This is a genomic window from Aeribacillus sp. FSL K6-8210, assembly GCF_037963925.1.
Taxonomy (GTDB): Bacteria; Bacillota; Bacilli; order Bacillales; family Aeribacillaceae; genus Aeribacillus; species Aeribacillus composti.
Genome location: NZ_CP150172.1, coordinates 1,699,841 through 1,719,238, shown reverse-complemented (window position 1 = coordinate 1,719,238; position 19,398 = coordinate 1,699,841). Strand labels below are relative to the sequence as shown.

The following is a 19,398-nucleotide window of genomic DNA, read 5'->3' as shown; positions in this document are numbered from 1 at the left end:
GGAAAGAAAAAATAAAGGGATGATTAGCTATTTTGCTTCTTCAAAATATTCTTTGTAAAACCCGCCTACTTTTCCGGAATTGTCGATAATAAAATAATACTCTTCCGTTTCGTTCAAGACATCATAAGTTTGTCCAGGTGTCAATACATTATTTACCATATACTTTTTTGCATTTGTATGTAAACATACAACTTTTTTATTCGCTTTTTTGTTTTTCCATGATAGATGATTCATGTTTGCCACTCCTTCAATCGCTCGTTTTCATATGAAAAGAAGAACGCGGAATGCGTTCTTCCTTCATTAGTGATTTACCCTTCCAGCAGCAGCTGCTCTGGATCCTCCAACAGCTTTTTGACAGTTGCCAAGAAGCTGACAGCTTCTTTTCCGTCAATAATACGGTGGTCATATGATAAAGCAATATACATCATCGGACGGTTTTCAATGCGCTCTTCGTCAATCGCAACTGGGCGAAGCTGGATTTTATGCATCCCTAAAATACCGACTTGAGGTCCATTTAAGATCGGTGTTGACAATAAAGATCCGAAAATACCGCCGTTAGTTATCGTAAATGTTCCTCCTTGCAGATCCGAAAGCGCAAGTTTATTTGCTCTCGCTTTTGCTGCAAAATCGGCAATTTCTTGCTCGATTTGAGCAAATGTTAAGCGATCTGCATCTCTTACAACAGGAACAACCAAACCTTCATCTGTAGAAACAGCTACTCCAATATCATAATATTTTTTCAACACAATTTCATCGCCTTGAATTTCCGCATTCAGTAGAGGGAATTTTTTCAAGGCTGCGACAACTGCTTTTGTAAAGAAGGACATAAAGCCTAAACGAACATCATGCTCCTCAAAAAATTGATCTTTTCTCCGTTTGCGGATGTTCATAACTGCTGTCATATCCACTTCATTAAAGGTTGTCAGCATAGCTGCTGTATTTTGAACTTCTTTTAGACGTTTGGCAATGGTTTGTCTTCTGCGGGACATTCTGATCCGTTCCACAGGCTTCTGATCTGCAACCGTTGCCTTTTGTGTTTCTTGCGGTTCTGGTTTTGGTTTATTAGGGGCTTTTTCTTCCGCTTTTGGCGCTTCATAATATGCAATATCTTGTTTGCGAACACGACCGAGCGGATCAGCCGTCGGCACGGCCGATAAGTCGATTCCTTTTTCACGTGCAAGCTTTCTTGCTGCAGGCGTTGCGATTGGGCGCGGTTTGCCTGCAGACTGTTCTTCCGATTCCACTTGAACTGTTTGCTCCTCTCGATTTTGCTCTGGAGCGGCTTCTACTTTTTGTTCTGGCTGAGGGCTGCTTGCCTGTGGAGCTTCACTTGCGCCTTCATCGATGATTCCGATGACTTCGCCAACTTCGACAACATCGCCCTCATTTTTAAATACTTCTTTTAAAACACCAGCATGTTCAGCAGTAATTTCAACATTGACCTTATCGGTTTCCAGCTCAAGAATGTATTCGCCTTTTTCAATTTTATCGCCAGGTTTTTTCAACCATTGAGAAATTGTACCTTCTAAAATGGATTCTGCTAGTTCTGGAACTTTAATTTCAGCCATTTTTTAAATTTCCTCCTCATTCATTCCATGTAAGCGCTTCTGTTATGATTCGGCTCTGCTCTTTTTTGTGAATTGTCGGGTCTCCTTCTGCAGGGCTTGACCGTCTTGGACGTCCAATATATTTAACAGCGAGCTTATCACCCACAATAGATTTTAATTGCGGATATGTGAAAATCCACGATCCCATATTCTTCGGCTCTTCTTGCACCCAGACGATTTCCTGCAAGTTAGGGTATCTTTCTATAATCTCTTTAATTTCTTCTTCAGGGAACGGATAAATTTCCTCCACCCGTACAATATGAAGAAAATCTTTTTGATCTAATTTTTGCAGACCATTCGCCAATTCTATCGATATTTTGCCAGTGCACAAAATTAAACGTTTTACTTTTTCTTTATTTTGACCTAAACCAGGCTGTTCAATAACCGGTTGAAATTGACCTTCAGTCAGCTCTGTAACGTCGGAAACCGTATTTGGATTACGCAGCAAGCTTTTTGGCGTCATAATGATGAGCGGACGCACTTCTTCTTTTGTTAAAATCGCTGCTTGTCTTCTTAGCAAATGAAAATATTGAGCAGCAGTCGTTACATTTGCCACCGTCCAATTGTTTTCTGCAGCAAGGGTCAAGTACCGTTCCAAACGCCCGCTGGAATGTTCCGGTCCCTGGCCTTCATATCCATGCGGCAGCAACATGACGAGTCCAGATTTTTGTCCCCATTTTGCCCTGCCGGCTGAAATAAATTGATCGAATATGACTTGTGCAACGTTTGCAAAATCACCGAATTGTGCTTCCCAAATGACAAGCGTTTCCGGAGAAAATACGTTATATCCGTATTCAAATCCCAATACAGAAACTTCAGACAACGGGCTGTTATGAATCGCAAACGATGCTTGAACATCCGACAAACGATGCAGCGGCGAGAAGGTTTTGCCTGTTTTCACATCGTGCAAGACTAAATGTCTATGAGCAAAAGTCCCGCGTTCCGAATCTTGTCCAGTAATTCTAAGCGGAGTTCCATCTCTCAAGATTGTCGCAAAAGCGAACGCTTCTGCAAGCGACCAATCTACTTTTCTTTCTTCTTCATATACTTTTGCCCTGCGTTCTAGAATTTTTTGCAATTTATTAAAAACGGTGAATCCTTCTGGGAACGTAATTAATTCCTTGTTAATTTTGTCAAGGACATCCACCGGCACAGTCGTGTCGATTTTGGGCAGACCATGGCTGACCGTTTCTGGAATATGAATTTCCTCTTCTTGGTGTTCGTTTTTTGGAACTTTATCGTATGCTTTTTTCAGCCGATCCTGCACTTCTTGTTCAAACTTTCTTGCGTCTTCTAAGGAAATAATTCCATCGCTTTCAAGCTGTTTAGCATATAATTTGCAAATTGTTTCATGTTTCTTAATTTTTTCATAAAGCAACGGATTTGTCGCCATCGGCTCATCCATTTCGTTATGCCCGTAACGGCGGTATCCGATTAAATCAATTAAGAAATCTTTATGGAATTTATTGCGATACAAAATGGCAATATAAACAGCTGCCAAACATGCTTCTGGATCATCCGCATTCACATGAACGATCGGAATTTCGAAGCCCTTGGCTAGGTCGCTGGCATATTTTGTTGATCGAGAATCATGGCTTTCCGTCGTAAATCCAATCATATTATTGGCGATAATGTGGATTGTTCCTCCGGTTTTGTAACCGTTTAACTGACTAAGGTTAAGAGTCTCTGCCACGACTCCCTCGCCAGGGAATGCTGCATCGCCGTGAATCAGCACAGCCATGGATTTGTGAATATCTTGTTCAGGATATCCGCGCACATTACGATTATCTTGGGCTGCACGTGTATACCCTTCCACAATCGGATCCACAAACTCTAGATGGCTAGGGTTGTTCGCTAGCGTGAGCCGTGCACGAACAACATTATGATCTTTAATTTTTCTGTCCGCACCTAAATGATATTTCACATCTCCGGTCCAGCCGTAGTTGATTCCGATTGAACCTTCAGACGGAACCAATTCTTTGTTCGGTGCATGCTGGAACTCAGAGAAAATAAGCTCAAATGGCTTTCCTAACACATGAGCCAACACGCTTAGTCGGCCCCGATGCGCCATTCCGATGTTTATATTTGTCGTTCCGCTTTTCACAGCTTCAGAAATCAGCTCATCAAGCATCGGAACGAGCATATCAACACCTTCAATGGAGAATCTCTTTTGGCCGACAAATGTTTTATGGAGAAAAGATTCAAATCCTTCAACTTCTGTTAATCGCTTCAAAAGAGAAATGCGTTTCTCTTTTGAAAGTGTTTTGAAAATTTTCCCAGATTCCACCATTTCGTTTAGCCATTCATGCTCTTCAAAATTGTGGACATGCTGAAATTCAAATGCAATCGATTTTGAATAAACATCTTTTAAATATTGGATCGCTTCGTACCCGTTGTGTACATGATCAGGAGTATACGGACTCAACAATTTGGCCGGTATTTCAATTAAGTCCTCTTTCGTCAGACCGTATCTTGATTCATTCAAAACATCTTCTTCGTTATGTTTTATCCCCATAGGATAAATAGAAGCATCCAAATGTCCAAATGTCCGAATATCCTCTGCAAACCTTACAGCAGCTGCTACTTTTTGCAGCTTTTCAAACGTATAAGACAAATTTCTGCTTACAGTGGATGAGGAGTTTACATAAGATTGTTCAGTTAGAGCCTCAGGAGCCCCCCAAGCATCAAACATGTTTCTTAATTCTTCATCAACAGAATTCGGATCTTCTAAATATTGTTCATATAAGTCCATGACATACCCTAAATTAGGTCCGTGAAAATCACGCCATGAGATTTTTAAATTTGACGAAGTTTCTTCCATTTTCTTAAAAACCCCCAATGATCACTAATCATTAGAATTCTTCTGCTTTGTTTCCCCACAAAAAATTTTTTTAAATTCTCATCACCATCCCACAAGAAGCAAGCTATATTTTTTTAAATAACCGCTTCCACCGCTATTTTAACACTATTCATCAGATTGACCAATAGTATTTACTTAAAAATTAGCATCTTTATATAATAATTTTCTTGATTTTTTGAATACATGTTGTATTCTGCCATGTTTTGGCGGTTTATTCGATTGTTTTTTGCAGCAATTTTTTCAAAAGCGGGAACAAGACGTCCGGGAGTTCTGTGATATTTTGCACCATGATGCTGTGTTTTCCATAAATCGTTTTCATTACCTTTCTTTTGCTTTCTTCAACTGCTCCGGCGGATAAAAATATGTTCAGCACCTCTATACCGTGCTTTCGAGCATTCATTACGGCTTCATGTGTATCGACAATTCCGTTTTGATCATATCCGTAGGCAGCAGGCTCACCGTCTGAAAAAACAAGAAGAAATTTTTGCTTCTCTTTTCTTGCAAGCAGTTCGTTTGTCATATGCCGGATCGCAAAACCGTCGCGGTTATCTTCTTCAGGCAAAAGCTGCATGATTTCTGGTCCTGAGCTGGAGCTAAGTGAAGTTTCGAAGTTGATTACTTTTTTGAAATAGTTCGGCTGGTTGTTTTCTGTACTGTTTGCCGAGTCTTCCCAAAAACCGACAATTTGATGTGGAACCCGAACGGACTTTAACGTTTCATGAAACAAAATGATGCCTCGTTTTGTTTCTTCCATTTTGTCGTGCATGGATGCAGAGCAGTCGACGAGCAGTGTAAACACCCCGTCAAGATCATTCGCAGGATTCCTTTTTTTGAAAAAAAGCTTCGGGTTTTCATCCGTCCATAGACGCAACAGCTTTTTATTCAATCTGCCGAAATGTTCATCTTGTTTTGGATATGTCTTTTTATGTTCAAGCGTTTTTTGAATGATTCGCTGCAAACGTTTTTTGTACACGATCAATTGCTGCAATTCCTTTTCATACGCAGATTTTTCTGCTTCCTTTGGCATGTTTGCCGTCAGGAAATATGCTTTTGCATGCTTGTTTTCCTTCCCGAGTTGTTGTTGTATTTCTTGCTCTGCTTCTTTTTGCAGCTTTTCATCAGCATTTACTTCGTCATAATAATTGTTTTGAGTCTGTCTAGCTGAACCTTCCACAATCACAAGCGCCTGATCTCCCGTCTCAGTTTGCCTTGCATGTTCATCTATTAAATTCGTTTGCGTTCCTTGTTCTAAATCAAATTGCAAAAAGCTTTTCGTCGGTGTGGATGTTTCACGATGCCATATGGCCATTTTTTCATCATGAAGATCTTCATCGCCCTTTTTTACATTATCCAGTGCATCCTGATTTTGAAGCCGGTCTTTTCGTTTCATGTCGTCAAAAGTCAAGGTATGGAGATCTTTTTCCGATAAATCAGGCAAAATGAAATAAGTATGGATCAAATCTTTTTTCAACACTTCATCCAACAGCCCCATCGTCTTCAGGACAATATCGGAAACTTCTTTCGTGCTATTTGCATCGTATACGTTCATCACTTGTTCCTTCACGAAAGGCAGCAGTTCATCTATTTGGACGCTTATTTCTGGTACATTCAAAACAGGTGATGTGGCCGTAGCCATTTCATACAGGGCCGCAAAGAGCGCATCGGTTGCAAATCCCCGATCAAGGCTTGCTTTCAGCTGATCACGGTAATATTTTTTATAAATATTCAGCCGCTTGCGGAAATAGCGCTTTGTCCCGGGACGATCGCGTTTAACCAGTTCTTCAATCCGGACATCTTCAAGCAGCATCAACAGCTGTTTTGCAAATTTTTGATGATGTAATATCCGAACGAGATCATGAAATGCAGCAATTTGATGAAAATCCGTATAATAATAGCTGCCAATTGCGCGCAAATAAATGTCTGATTTAAATCCTGCAAGCTTGTCTTCTTCCGCACGATCGTTCCAAAAATGGCTGATATAAATTTTTTGTTCTGCTGGATGAAAGTAAGACTGAACGGCAAAAGCGATATCGATATCTCTTCGTTTTGTCAATGTTTGCGCTAAATCGGACAGCTCCATCATTAACATTGAATCTATGATTTCATCATTAAATTTTATATAATGCATCGGATTTCCCTCACTCAAAAACGGTTTCTGCAATGTTCATGATCGCTCTTTTTTCCAGCTCATCATCCAATTTTGCTGCAATGGCCCGTTCAATCGCTCTTAAAGGGGGCAAATAAACCGACAAATCGCAGGCATCGATCAAAGCCCGGATGGAAGCTGCTTCTTCCGAAACCTTCCCGATTTTTACTTGTGTAATAATGTCGCTGGATAATGTGAGAAACTTTTCTATCAGCTTTTCATCTTTTAAAGAAGACTGCTCAGTGAGCACTTGTTTTAACTTTTCATTTTGTACATATGGAACATCAATCACGACGAATCGGTTTTTCAACGCTTCGTTTAACGGAACCGTCCCTACATACCCTTCGTTAATAGCTGCGATGACACCAAATCCCTCTTTCGCCGCCACAACCTCTTGTGTAAATGGATTCGTGATCCGCCTCCGGTAATCTAGCACCCCATTTAAAATTGGCAATGTCTCAGGTTTCGCCATATTGATTTCATCTATATATAAAAAATGCCCTTTTTTCATCGCCTGAATAACAGGTCCTTCGACAAACTCAATGGCTGTTTGATTGCTGGAATTGACAATCGTTTTATATCCAAGCAATGCTTCGGCATCAAGATCAACTGAACAGTTAATGCTGTGCATCGGCTGAGAAAAAAATGATGACAGCGTTTCAGCAAGTTTCGTTTTCCCAGCACCGGTCGGTCCTTTTAACAAAACATTTTTTCCAAGGGCCAATGCCACCAGCGCATCATACAAAATGACTGGATCGTCAGACAAAAAACCGCCTTGTCCAATTAATCTTTGATCTTGATCAGAATGCACCCGCTTTTTGCGAGATTCAATTACATTTATTATTTCTTTTGGCAAATGAAGCTCTAAAGACATCATAAAAATTTCCTTTCTAATCATCACGTTCTTTTTTATATTGTTTCACTACATAACTATATCATATCCTTTTTTAACACATTAATTTTTAAGATTCTTTTGAATTTAAAATATTATAATTTTTACAGACAGCACAAACCATAGACGTGGTTTGTACTACTGGGATTGTCCAGAAAGTCAAAATCCATCAAATCATAAGCATGAATATATCAACGTTTTAAAAAAAGTTAAAGGGGCGTCTATAAGCCCAAAAATCGACTTATTAGACAGCCCCCTATAAATCAATAAATTATATAGAAATTTATTTATATTGAACTCAACTTTCGCATACCAGTAGCTTAGTTAAAATTTTATATATATATAGATCTTGTAATTCAAATGTATCATTTAACATTTTGGCAACATTAAGAAAGACACCTATTTTCAGACCGTCGAAAAACGGTCCAAGCTACATATCCATGCAGATGTTAACATGTCAAGTTATATATAGGGAGGAATGGATTAATCCAATCGTTTTCTATCTTACCAAATGAAAGACGCCTTTCCGCCATTCCCCCATCTCTGGATGTTGGGAGCTCTGAACAGACAATCTTAATTATCGGAATAAAAAGAACAAATCATTTGATGGAAAAGATGAAGCTTTCCCTTTAACTGATGAATGCCGCTCCGTATCAAGAAAGAGCGGCTTTTCTGATTGGACCATCATTCGTTTACACTTGTCCTGCACCATACGAGCATTTTCGTCGTTGTGATGGCATACAAAATCCGTTGAACACCGAGCGTGTAGATTTTGGATACTAATGCGTCTTTTCAAGCGGCTTTTTAGTCTAATTCACATTCATCGAGAGGAACGACCTTTGTCTTTTTCACGATTTTATAGCCAAACCAAACTGCTAAAAACAATGGCAATCCAATGTAAGAAACGAGAATACCGTACCAGTCGATTGATTCTCCCATAAAGGCCCTGTAGTTCTGTCCCAAAATGACGACCGCGCAAAGTACCAGAGCGAACAGCGGTCCGAATGGAAACCATTTTGCTTTGTAAGGAAGATCACGGAGATCTCTCCCTTGCGCAACATACGCTTTGCGGAAACGATAGTGACTGATTGCAATGCCAAGCCATGCAATGAACCCCGACAAACCAGAAGCATTTAATAACCATACATAGACGATCCCATCCCCAAAAAACGAAGCCAAGAAAGCAAGCGTTCCTAATGAAGCAGTAACCAGTAATGCATTAACAGGGACTCCCCGGCGATTCAACTTAGCCAAAAATTTTGGCGCTTTCCCCTCTTTTGCTAGCCCCCAAAGCATCCGAGTAGACGCATACATACCAGAGTTTCCGGCTGATAAAACCGCTGTTAAAATGACAGCATTCATAACGGATGCAGCGAACGCAATGCCAGCTTTGTCAAAAACGAGAGTAAACGGGCTGACCGTAACATCGCTATTCGCTAGATTTTCATTCGTATATGGAATAAGAAGTCCGATTGCTAAAATAGCCAATATATAAAATAGCAAAATGCGCCAAAATACTTGCCGAATGGCGCGAGGAATGTTACGTTTCGGATCCTCGCTTTCACCTGCTGCAACTCCAAGCAGCTCTGTTCCTTGGAAAGAAAAACCCGCCGCCATAAAAATGCCGAGAGTCGCCATGAAACCACCATGGAATGGAGCGTCGCCGATGGTGAAGTTTTTAAATCCAACCGCTTCACCACCCATAATACCTACAATTATTAAAAAGCTGACAATAAGAAAAATAATGACTGTTACTACTTTAATGAGCGAAAACCAATATTCTGCTTCGCCAAATCCTTTTACGGATAAATAATTAAGCAGAAACATAACCACTAAGCATAAAGCGCTCCATAAAAGTGAAGGACTATCAGGAAACCAAAATTTCATAATGATAGTCACAGCAGAGAGCTCTGCGGCAATCGTAATGGCCCAGTTGTACCAGTAATTCCATCCTAGAGCAAATCCGAGCGCAGGATCGACAAACTTAGTTGCATACGTACTAAACGTTCCAGTAACTGGCATATAAGCTGCCATTTCTGCAAGACTGGTCATCAAAAAATACACCATTATACCAATTGCAATATACGCTACCAGCGCTCCGCCCGGCCCAGCAGTATGAATTGCTCCACCGCTGGCTAAAAACAATCCAGTGCCAATCGTCCCACCAAGAGAAATCATCGTTAAATGCCTTGTTTTTAGCTTGCGTCGAAGCTGGTTAGGCGAAGAATGGTCGGTCGTAGCTGTTTCCTTCTTTTTAATAACGCTTTCCATTGTTTTCATCGCTCCTTTTTTCTTTGTCATGGAAAGGAGCCGGGTGATAATCGAGTAGGAGTGGGTGACTAACCCCCGACCTCTCACACCACCGTACGTACCGTTCAGTATACGGCGGTTCAATTAAGATGACGCAGAAATTGATATCTTTCGAATAGACTTCTTAACCCTTGTCGACTCCAGTAGGAGTTGTCGAGGGTTTTGTGTAGAATGGGACTGCAGGCAATCCGACAGTATTTCTTGCGTATTACCCCACTCGAATGGCTTATGCGTTGGAACACTTAATCCTCTGAGTTTCCGAATTTTTGTTTTCGGCGTTTTCCACTCTTTCCATAAACACATTCGAAGTCTTCGTCTGATCCATTCGCCAAATTCTTTGAACTTACTTGGTGTATCTGCCAAGGCAAAATAGCCGCACCATCCCCTTCTGTTAAGCTAACTGCTCTTCTGCCTTTGCAGCTCGGGACTTTCACCCTAGAGATTACACCCATGCTGGGCGCACCAAAAAAGCCGCCGAAGGTGATTCGGCGGCAATACAAACATTACCCGTATCAACCCTTCCGTGAAGATAGCGCTCCACGGCTGCTTTTCTTCAGGCAAACCGTGACAGTGCTGCCCCTGTTCGGTGGCAACCCCAGTCCGCACATCCAGAGAAATGTGCGAACTTCGGCGGCTTTCCCTTTCCAGCGAAGTCTTCAATGTTCTCTGCATCTCGTTCGCAGTACTCATAAAAGCCGCAACCTCTACCTCATCGGGTGAATGAGGATGCTATTTATTTAATTCCATAATGATTATAAAACAATTTTTGTGCAAAAACAATATCTATTTGCACCTCGATTGAGACAAGATTTTTTCGTATAGATTTTTTTTAAATCCAACCATTGCTTTCAAGGGATGATCAATCGGTCTACCAGATGATTGTTGTAGATAGAAGACATGGTTTCTCGTGATGACTTCGATCTTTTGTTTAAAAATGATTTTAAATATGGTTCTTACGAATTTTTTTTATAAAAACGAGTAAGGGTTGAAAACAAGTTTATATTTGTTATTTCGCAATAGTTATCACAATCGATAAAGCACCTGTTTCTCTAACAAAAATAATCCAGCTCGTCCGCAAGTCACTCGTTTTATTATTTGCAAGCGATTGATTTGACCCTCAAGCAGACCGATGTTTTAGGGGGAAGTAAAGCATTCTTTACAGCTTGGATATCACTTCTCAGCCTAAAAGCATAATAATATAATGGTGTTTTTTGCTGGTTAATTGTTCACAAATCCTATGTAAGGTGGTAGAAGTACTGTAACCAAAACAAAAAGCCATCATGTTATTTTATTAATGATGACTTTTTGTTAAATTTCAATATTTTGATTTTTTATTATATTTTCAGCTTCTTCTTTTATAATTCCAAGAGATAAACACTGCAATAAATTTTCATCAATTAATTCCATTCTTTCATCTGGAATTTTATCATATTTTGTCAGCAATAAACTTTTATGTATTGTCATAATCTGACTTAAATCCACATATCTTTCTATATTTCCTTTGGGAATATATGTGAAAATTGGATGTTCATCATAAATTAACTTTTCATACCAATCTTTAGATTTTTCTGATAATTTAATAGTATTTATTGGAGCAATTAAAATATATTCAAATTCTTCATTTTGATTTATTATATTATTAGTTACAATAATTACTTTTCTTGGCTTAATAGTAACAACAACTTGTTGTTCTCTGGCTCTAGGTCTTCCTTCAATTATTTCTGGAGAAAAATTACCTATTTGATCAACTATTTTTCCTTCTAATGGATTGTTTTTATTAGGAATAAAAAACGAAAGAGGTCTTTTTGTATCTGACGGATAAAGGATGGCAGCTTCAAATTCATAACCTCTTTCAATTTGTTTCCAGTTTTCTCTATTCCTGAATCCGTGATGAATTGAAATCGACTTTGATTTTGTTGTAATTTTGATGGATTGATAATCCATAAAACCCCTTTTATGCTTATGACCTATGTCATCTCTATTTCCGAAAATGGAACAAATCTCTTTTTTAGGTATACGAACCAAAAAAATAGACAAAAAAGCCCAGGGAGTGACGTTGGACATCAGTGCCCGAACATTCGTTCGTTATCTTACCTCTCTCCATTTCTGATAGACGTTCAGTAGGGGCTCGCTATAGCCACTCCTTCGCGTCAGTTTCATCCAGATCTGTCGTGATCGACGGACGAGTCGCCCTGCCATCGTGATCACCGTCTGAATAATCGTCTTGATGCGGCGGCGTTTCACTTTGTGGTGCAACGGATGTCTCGGATCGCTTAATAGATCTTGTCCAATCAGACGAAGAAGATTGTAAACGAAGGCTCCCATGACCAACACGAGCGCATTCGTTTTCATCTTCCCAGATGGAAGCCGCTCTAAATCTAAGTCGCTCTTCAGTTCGCTATGAAACTGTTCGCATGTCGCATGGTCATGATACAACGCGAGCACATCGCTCATTCGAACATGCTCGTATCCTTTGAGCCGCACCCAATAGCTTTCCACTTCATAATCAGGAACGAGCATCAGCTGTCCATTGCGTTCCATCGTCCGTTCCGTCACTTGGGTGACTTGAACGTACGTATACGTGTTTCCATCGATCGCTGCCTTCTGTGGAAGGCATAGCTCATAGGTTTGTACTCCTTCGCTTTGTCCATCATCGACACGTTTGCCCTTTTGCGAAGCGATCTGGAACCAAAGCGCTGTCGATTCTCGGCGTAAGTTTCGCTTGATGACAAAGTCCACGTCTTCCTTTAGGCATACGTGCACATTCGCTTCTGCATCGTTTCCTGCATCCATGCGAACAAGCAGACGAGATGAAGTCAGTTGACGAGCTCGACGGATAGCGGTGACTAAAAACGAGGGCATGTTGTCTTGCACATGTTGTTTCCCTGGACGCAACTCGGCATGAACGAGATACCCTTCCTTCCCTGCATACGCAAACAACGGTGTAAAACCGTCAAATCCTTTATACGTTCGACTGACTCCTTCTTTTTTCGTATCGGAGTTGTCAAATGGGGAACCATCTATATCAAGGGGAAGCCATGTCGTCTTTCCTTTGGTCCAACAAGGGGACAAAGTGGCATGTCGTTGAATCAACAGACGTATGGACTCCTCCCAAAGAATCGTTTCGGTCATCGGAAGACAAGCGAGCTGATCGAGTCGTTGTCGCAAGGTTGGAGAGGAAGGCACGTGCTGAATCCCCATCGATGCCGAAAAGATATCGTCCTGACGATACGCTTCGATATGATCGAAATCCGTTTTTCCTGTGGCAAGCAAGCCAATCATCGAGCGAATGACATCGCTATGGGAAATGTGCACTTCTCGACGAACCGTTGGAAGCCGAAGTGCGTTTACCCGTTTATCCAGTTTCGTTCGATGGAGTAAGTAGCCAACGAGAGCAAGCCCAGCACTTGGGGTAATCGCTTCATCTGTCAATACAAACCGAATCGGGAAATCTTTCATCACATCACCTACTTGATGAAGAATCGTCAACGTCGTTTTCCCTTATCGTATCAACGGTTTGCGACCATTGTAAAGATGTTTTGTCACGGATTCAGGCTATTTAAAAAACCAGTCAATTTATTTACCTCCAAATAAATCCCTATAAGTTATTTTTGAAATTCCTCTTGTGTTTTTACTTACTTCATTTGCTTCTTTCCAATCTTTTTCTGTGAAAATCAATTAACCATGGCTGAAGCGGTATACCCCACAATCAAATTGGATACCCTATTAACGACCAAAAAAAGGAAATAGGAAAGCAGAGCTACCTTATTTTTAGGTATCTCGTATATTTCTGAACCTTTTTGGTTATACTAATTTATTTACTGCTCTCGAAACGGTTCTTTTCGAGAAATGATGCAGTAAATGATGGTAAGCATTCGGTGCGCGATCGCAACGAGTGCTTTTTTCTTTCCCCTGCGTGCCGCCAATGACCAATATTTCGCTGCCAAACGTTGATTCCTACATCGAGACAAAGCCCAAGCCGCCTCACATAACGCCGATTTGATATGCGGATTCCCCTTCGTCGTTCGGGTACTTTTTCGTTTTCCAGCACTTTCATGATTTCCCGGCGCGACTCCCGCCCATGAAGCGAGGTGTTGAGACGTTGGAAATTGTCCCATATCGACTCCGATTTCAGCGATAATCACGGCAGCGGTTTCCTTCTTGACCCCCGGTATGGTCACAAGAAGCTCCATCTCTTGTTTGTATACTTGTAAGAGTTGGTCGATTCGTTCTTCGATGTCTCGAAGTAAACTTTCCAACGATTCGATGTGCTTCCACGATTGGCGAATCATGAACAGTTGATGGTTGGTCAATGTACCAAAGAGAGAATCCTGAATTTGTTGTTTTTTCCTCTTCATACTCCTGTGAATGCAAGCATCGACTTCGGTTTCTTCGATGTATCCCTGTTTCATTAAACGTTCCAGTAGCTTTCGCCCAGATACACCAAATACATCCGAAATCACGGAACTTAACTTGATATTGGAACATTCCAACACTTTTTGAATGCGGTTTTTCTCCGCGGTTAACTGCCCGATCCATTTTTTGCGCAAGCGAGTTAAATCCCGTAATTCTCGAATGTTCTCAGGAGGTACGAAACTCTTCTCGATCAATCCGTAACGCAACAATTTGGCGATCCATTCTGCATCGGAAACATCGGTTTTTCTCCCCGGTACATTTTTGATTCGCTGAGCGTTGGCAAGTGTAATGTCAAAGTAATCTTCCAAAATATTGAACACAGGTTTCCAGTAAACGCCCGTACTCTCCATCGCAATATGAGTGACACCACGATCTTCTAACCATTTCAGAAGACGAAACAAGTCTTTCGTGAAAGTAGGAAATGTTTCAACTTCCTTTTGAACGTGTTCTTCCTCTCCAAGAAGAGCACAAACGACAATTGTTTCGGCATGGACATCTAATCCTGCACAACGATGATAAAGAACATCCATGATTCTTACTCCTTCCATCGATAAATTCGCAAACAGGGAGTCCATTTGCACGTTAGGCATTTTTCTGTTCGTAGTCACCTTTTCACACGAAAAGGGCTGACAATGGGTGGAACACCAAATGGACTCAAACAGTTTTTATTACAGGGTCGAACCACCATTAAAGAGAACGTCTTTCAAAACTGTTTGCGTTCATATCCATTATGGGAAGGAATGATGGATTTTCATGCATGGGTGGGGAGTAAAATTACTCATGGATGTTTTTAGATAAATTTAAAAATTTATTTTTTGTGATAATAGGCTTTTTAAGTTTATTCTTATTAGTAGCTGCTAACATTTTTTTATCATCCTCTCGACACATATACTACACCTCCTCAGATGCAGTATATGCAAGTTTTAGCTAAATTATATCATATCTACATATTGAAATGATATTATTTTTATTCATGTATATATTAAAACTAGGTAGACGTTGCGGAAAGAGTGGCAAAACACTTAACTAGAGCTGATCAGACCATAGCAGATCTAGCTAAAAATAAACTCTACTAATTTCTTCATTTTCACCAAAAAATCTAACCCAATCACACAATATTATGTACATCCAATCACTCTACCATTCATGTTTGTTAACAATAACTCATCCATCCAAACCATATCATCATTTACATTATATTATAGTATGCTTTCATAAACTCTAGTACTTCATTGATTGAATTTACATCTATTGAAACATCTGTTGAGTGTCGTTAAATAGACATTAAATAAATTTTTCAAAATATCACTAAAACCTTTTAATTTTACTAATTTCTTAAAAATAGTACCGAAAAGTACGTTATTATTAATAACCCGTGGTGCTAGATAAAATCAGACAAGCATAAAAATAGCCCTTGCATGAGGATCTCCTTAAAATGAAAGTGCGACCAAACATTTAAAAGGAGAATTCACATGCAAGAGCACTTTCATTTTACAACAGATCGAGCCAAACTTCAAAAACAATATGTATCGATTTTGTGTTTTGTATCAGCTCAACTATCGAGTATCCAGATTCATCTTCAACGTCGAAATCTTCATTTGTTGAAACAGAAGGACGAGGTCATCATCGCCGTCCATGTCCTTGGAAAGTTGTTAGGCTTCACTTCCGAACGGGCTTGGCACCGGTTTGTGATCGGGAATTTGTTTTCCAAGGACTTGTTCCCTGAACGTTCTCGATACAACCGTCGCTGCCGAGCGCTTGGCTTTGCGATCAAGTGGATGCGGCACCAGCTGGCCAAGCGTGGACAACACCATGCGTATGCGGTCGTGGACAGTTTGCCGATCGAGCTGTGTCATTCATCCCGAATGTATCGCGCCAAACGGTTTCGTGGAATTGCGGATATTGGCTATTGTGCTTCGAAAAAGATCGCTTTCTATGGGTTGAAACTTCATCTGCAGGTCACCGACCAAGGGCTTCCGATGGGATATGTCGTCACTGAAGCGTCTTGTCACGATCGGGTGGCCGCTGAAACCGTCATGACGCAAATTCCACATCCATATAACCTAGGTGACAAAGGGTACATCAGCCAAAAACTGCAAAAGAAGCTGTACGAAGAGCATCGAGTCGCTTTTTGGACGCCCGTTCGAAAAAATCAGCGAATTCTCCAATCCGACGCATGGAAACAGTGGATGAAACGAAAACGCAAAGTGATTGAAACCGTGTTTTCGATTTTAGTCGATTCGTATCGGATCACCGAGATTCGAGCGAACTCGGTTTCTGGATTTGAAACGGCACTGGATGGTATTTTACTGGCTTACTCCCTTGTTGTTCTTGGGCTAGTTGAGCGTTAAGACTCAACTAGCACCACGGGTTTATTAATAATCTTTTACTAGAAAAAACTTATATTTTTTGTTCAAATTTCATACTCATGCAAAATCCCTATTATAAGGAAGATGGATGTATCGGCAAATTAGACGATTCTATCATTCTTCCGATTAAAAAAGCAATCAGCCAACAAACGGCTGATTGCTTCATGTTTCTCATTCTCGCAAAATATAATTTTAAAAATAAGATCTGGCTCCTAAATATCGATCGTTCCAATATTTTTGGTTTAAATTCGATATTTGCACGCCACTTGATCCGGCATGAATGAAATCCCCATTTCCAAGATAGATTCCCATGTGGGAAGGACCTTCTTTATATGTTGAAAAATATACAAAGTCTCCGACATCTGGTGAACTTACTGGTTTCATCATGTTCCAATAACCGGCTGTACTTAACCGAGAAACGGATGTCACTTTGTTTAATACATAGTAAACAAATCCGCTGCAGTCAAAACCAGATGGCGTATTTCCGCCCCATCTGTACGGAACTCCAACTAATTTTTTGGCTTCTCGAATCATTACTAAAACTTTGCCGTTTTGAGTAGATGAATCAGAATTCGTTTTTGTGCCGGAATTCACTTGACGTGCACTATCGGCTGAAGAGCCTGACAGCTTCAATACTTGGCCGGGGTAAATAACGTCAGATGAAAGGTTATTCGCAGCTTTTAATTGATTGACGGTTAATTTAAATTTTACAGCAATTTTCCATAGAGAGTCGCCTTTTTGGACGGTATATGTATTTTGTGAACTTGCTTTATTTGAAGTTTGTGAGGTTTGTTTGGGCGCCTGCACCTGTTCTTTGGCGCTAACCTTTTCGCTAGATACAGCTTGGCTGGATCCAGATAGTTTTAACACTTGGCCAGGATAAATTAAATCGCTGGTTAATCCGTTCAGCCTTTTTAATTCGCTGACAGACGTTCCGTTGTTTTTGGCAATGCCCCATAACGTATCACCTTTTTTCACTGTGTATGTCGAACCAGTTTGTTTAGGAGCCGCCTCTGTTTGATTATTAGCAGTTACTTTCGCTTTCGGAGAAGACGATGCTTCTGAAGGAATATTTAAAACCTGACCTATGTATATTGTATCGCTTGTAAGTCTATTTGCTTCTTTTAACTTTACAACAGTAGTATTATATCTTTGCGAGATTCCCCAAAGAGTATCCCCGGCTTCTACTCGAATCGTTTCAGCGGAAGCGACTCCTGCGAAAACGGAAGATCCAAGAACCGCGGATGTCGTTAATCCCAACACTTTTTTCTTCATACAGCCTTTCCTCCTCATATGAGACATCCTATGTTCGTTTATCGTACAATAAAATTTCTTACTTATTATATCGACAACTTTCTTCATATTTTACTATATTATAAGATAAAATTCATCATTTTTTCAAAAAAGAGGATGATAGACCTGTATTGTAAATATTTTCAAAGCAGCCTATTCGATCGTTTATTTTTCATCATCAAATGGGTAAATCCAGAACGTTTCTTTATGAAAAAATTGTTGAAATTGAGGGAGGTCTTTTCCTCCTTCTTCTATTTTTTCTACGATGGAATACGTTTGCGATCGATGAGCCTTCAATGCCTGTATTTTTATATCTGCAACTTCAGATATATCGATTTCTACATCCGGCTCGCCTATATGTTCAAATCGATCGTTTGAAAAAGCTATGCAATAAACGGTTGGACGCTCCTCCCTTTTCAAGCGTTTCACCGCACGAATAACCGCCTCGCCGCAAGCGTTGTGATCTGGATGAACAGCATAACCGGGATAAAACGTGACAAGAAGGGTCGGTTTGACTTCCCGGATGATCTGTTCAAAGTGGTCTGCCAATTTTTCTTCATCTTCAAATTCTAATGTTTTATCCCGATAGCCGAGCATTCGTAAATCGTTTATATTTAAAATTTTTGCGACCTGCTCCAATTCTTTTTTTCGAATATCTTTTAATGTCTCCCTATTGGCGATTAAAGGCTTTCCCATGCTGCGGCCCATTTCGCCTAAAGTGCAGCAAGCATACGTGACAGGTACGTTTGCTTTCCGTTTTAAAGCGATCAGTCCTGCTGCTCCGAACGATTCATCGTCGGGATGAGGCAGGATCACTAATATCCTCTCTTCCATTTATTCCTCTCTCCTTTTTAAGAAAATGGAGTTTCACTAATTTGTAATGCAATGGCAAGCTTTCCATCTCGATCGTGGCCGGCCATGAGAAGGCGATTTTGTTCATCAACGGTATAATCGGTAAGACCTTCAGCATACACCCAGCCTTCCTCTGTTTTTAATCCGACACGGTATGGTCCTGTTCCTTTTATTTTACCTTGTGAAAATGTAATTTTTGCATTTCGGACAAACGCGACAATAGTCATGCTGTTTTGATTGTGGTGTGAAGTATAAGCACCGGTTGTCGTTTCAAGATGAATATACACCTCTTTATGTAAAAAAGAATCAATGATTTTTTGAACCCTTATCGGATCAATCGGTTTCAAAGCTTCCACCTTCTTTATTTTGTTAAGATTTTCTCATACATCTCCATATGCTTGCTGATTAATTCAAGCTTCTCTTCCGGTGAAATGTCGGCTGCTATAATGCGTTTCAGCGCATCTAGTAATTTTTTATCTGGACTTTTTCTTACTCTAGGGTGAGTCATTTCATCGAGGAGTTCTTTTTTAATCGCCTCTTCCAACGTTTTTTTCTCATCTGACCCTACTGAAAGAGTTCGGTTTGACCAAAGTTTTCTGTATGCATGAAGAAGTTCGTTATCATTCACATTTATTCACCTCGAGGAACCTGCT

14 protein-coding genes, 1 pseudogene and 1 riboswitch are annotated in these 19,398 nt (G+C 40.3%); of the genes and pseudogenes, 1 reads left to right on the top strand and 14 read right to left on the bottom strand.

The window, feature by feature from the left end; translation table 11 throughout:
- Positions 1–27 precede the first annotated feature (27 nt).
- The 10 genes and pseudogenes from NSQ41_RS08305 to NSQ41_RS08260 all read right to left on the bottom strand — a co-directional run bounded on the left by NSQ41_RS08305 (position 28) and on the right by NSQ41_RS08260 (position 14,761).
- A complete protein-coding gene (locus NSQ41_RS08305) occupies positions 28–234 on the bottom strand; it encodes a DUF6501 family protein (RefSeq protein WP_063389709.1) in 207 nt (68 codons plus the stop codon).
- 74 nt (positions 235–308) lie between these two features.
- Complete coding sequence (gene odhB, locus NSQ41_RS08300; protein ID WP_339211424.1) at positions 309–1,568, bottom strand: 2-oxoglutarate dehydrogenase complex dihydrolipoyllysine-residue succinyltransferase; 1,260 nt, start codon at positions 1,566–1,568, stop codon at positions 309–311.
- A gap of 16 nt (positions 1,569–1,584) precedes the next feature.
- Complete coding sequence (gene sucA, locus NSQ41_RS08295; RefSeq protein WP_339211423.1) at positions 1,585–4,428, bottom strand: 2-oxoglutarate dehydrogenase E1 component; 2,844 nt, start codon at positions 4,426–4,428, stop codon at positions 1,585–1,587.
- A gap of 250 nt (positions 4,429–4,678) precedes the next feature.
- Positions 4,679–6,595, bottom strand: a complete 1,917-nt coding sequence (locus NSQ41_RS08290) for a hypothetical protein (protein ID WP_339195453.1) — start codon at positions 6,593–6,595, stop codon at positions 4,679–4,681.
- A 10-nt stretch (positions 6,596–6,605) separates the two neighbouring features.
- Positions 6,606–7,487: a MoxR family ATPase gene (locus NSQ41_RS08285; RefSeq protein WP_066250323.1), complete on the bottom strand. Its 882-nt coding sequence runs from the start codon at positions 7,485–7,487 to the stop codon at positions 6,606–6,608.
- Between the two features lie 822 nt (positions 7,488–8,309).
- On the bottom strand, positions 8,310–9,776 hold the full coding sequence (locus NSQ41_RS08280; protein WP_339211422.1) for an amino acid permease: 1,467 nt from the start codon (positions 9,774–9,776) through the stop codon (positions 8,310–8,312).
- Positions 9,777–9,895: 119 nt separating this feature from the next.
- A pseudogene (locus NSQ41_RS08275) lies at positions 9,896–10,211 on the bottom strand (group II intron maturase-specific domain-containing protein); the annotation flags it as partial.
- A gap of 126 nt (positions 10,212–10,337) precedes the next feature.
- A riboswitch (Lysine riboswitch) is annotated at positions 10,338–10,530 on the bottom strand.
- A gap of 593 nt (positions 10,531–11,123) precedes the next feature.
- The gene (locus NSQ41_RS08270) at positions 11,124–11,759 is read right to left on the bottom strand and encodes a type II toxin-antitoxin system PemK/MazF family toxin (RefSeq protein WP_339211421.1); all 636 of its coding nucleotides are present in this window, start codon (positions 11,757–11,759) and stop codon (positions 11,124–11,126) included.
- 141 nt (positions 11,760–11,900) lie between these two features.
- The gene (locus tag NSQ41_RS08265) at positions 11,901–13,274 is read right to left on the bottom strand and encodes an IS1380 family transposase (RefSeq protein WP_339211605.1); all 1,374 of its coding nucleotides are present in this window, start codon (positions 13,272–13,274) and stop codon (positions 11,901–11,903) included.
- Between the two features lie 359 nt (positions 13,275–13,633).
- Positions 13,634–14,761 (bottom strand): IS110 family transposase, encoded by a 1,128-nt coding sequence (locus NSQ41_RS08260; protein ID WP_339211600.1) that lies wholly within the window; start codon positions 14,759–14,761, stop codon positions 13,634–13,636.
- A 942-nt stretch (positions 14,762–15,703) separates the two neighbouring features.
- On the opposite strand from NSQ41_RS08260, the gene NSQ41_RS08255 reads away from it, so the two are divergent.
- Positions 15,704–16,582, top strand: coding sequence for an IS982-like element ISGth1 family transposase (locus NSQ41_RS08255; protein WP_311066496.1), 879 nt, complete (start codon positions 15,704–15,706; stop codon positions 16,580–16,582).
- 210 nt (positions 16,583–16,792) lie between these two features.
- On the opposite strand, the gene NSQ41_RS08250 is transcribed toward NSQ41_RS08255, so the two are convergent.
- The 4 genes from NSQ41_RS08250 to NSQ41_RS08235 all read right to left on the bottom strand — a co-directional run bounded on the left by NSQ41_RS08250 (position 16,793) and on the right by NSQ41_RS08235 (position 19,373).
- Entirely contained in the window at positions 16,793–17,875 is a 1,083-nt protein-coding gene (locus NSQ41_RS08250) for a LysM peptidoglycan-binding domain-containing protein (protein WP_327855929.1), read from the bottom strand.
- A gap of 183 nt (positions 17,876–18,058) precedes the next feature.
- Positions 18,059–18,727, bottom strand: coding sequence for a bacillithiol biosynthesis deacetylase BshB2 (gene bshB2, locus NSQ41_RS08245; protein ID WP_339211420.1), 669 nt, complete (start codon positions 18,725–18,727; stop codon positions 18,059–18,061).
- Between the two features lie 17 nt (positions 18,728–18,744).
- Positions 18,745–19,092: a YojF family protein gene (locus NSQ41_RS08240; protein ID WP_063389701.1), complete on the bottom strand. Its 348-nt coding sequence runs from the start codon at positions 19,090–19,092 to the stop codon at positions 18,745–18,747.
- 14 nt (positions 19,093–19,106) lie between these two features.
- Entirely contained in the window at positions 19,107–19,373 is a 267-nt protein-coding gene (locus tag NSQ41_RS08235) for a hypothetical protein (RefSeq protein ID WP_063389700.1), read from the bottom strand.
- Between the last annotated feature and the right edge of the window lie 25 nt (positions 19,374–19,398).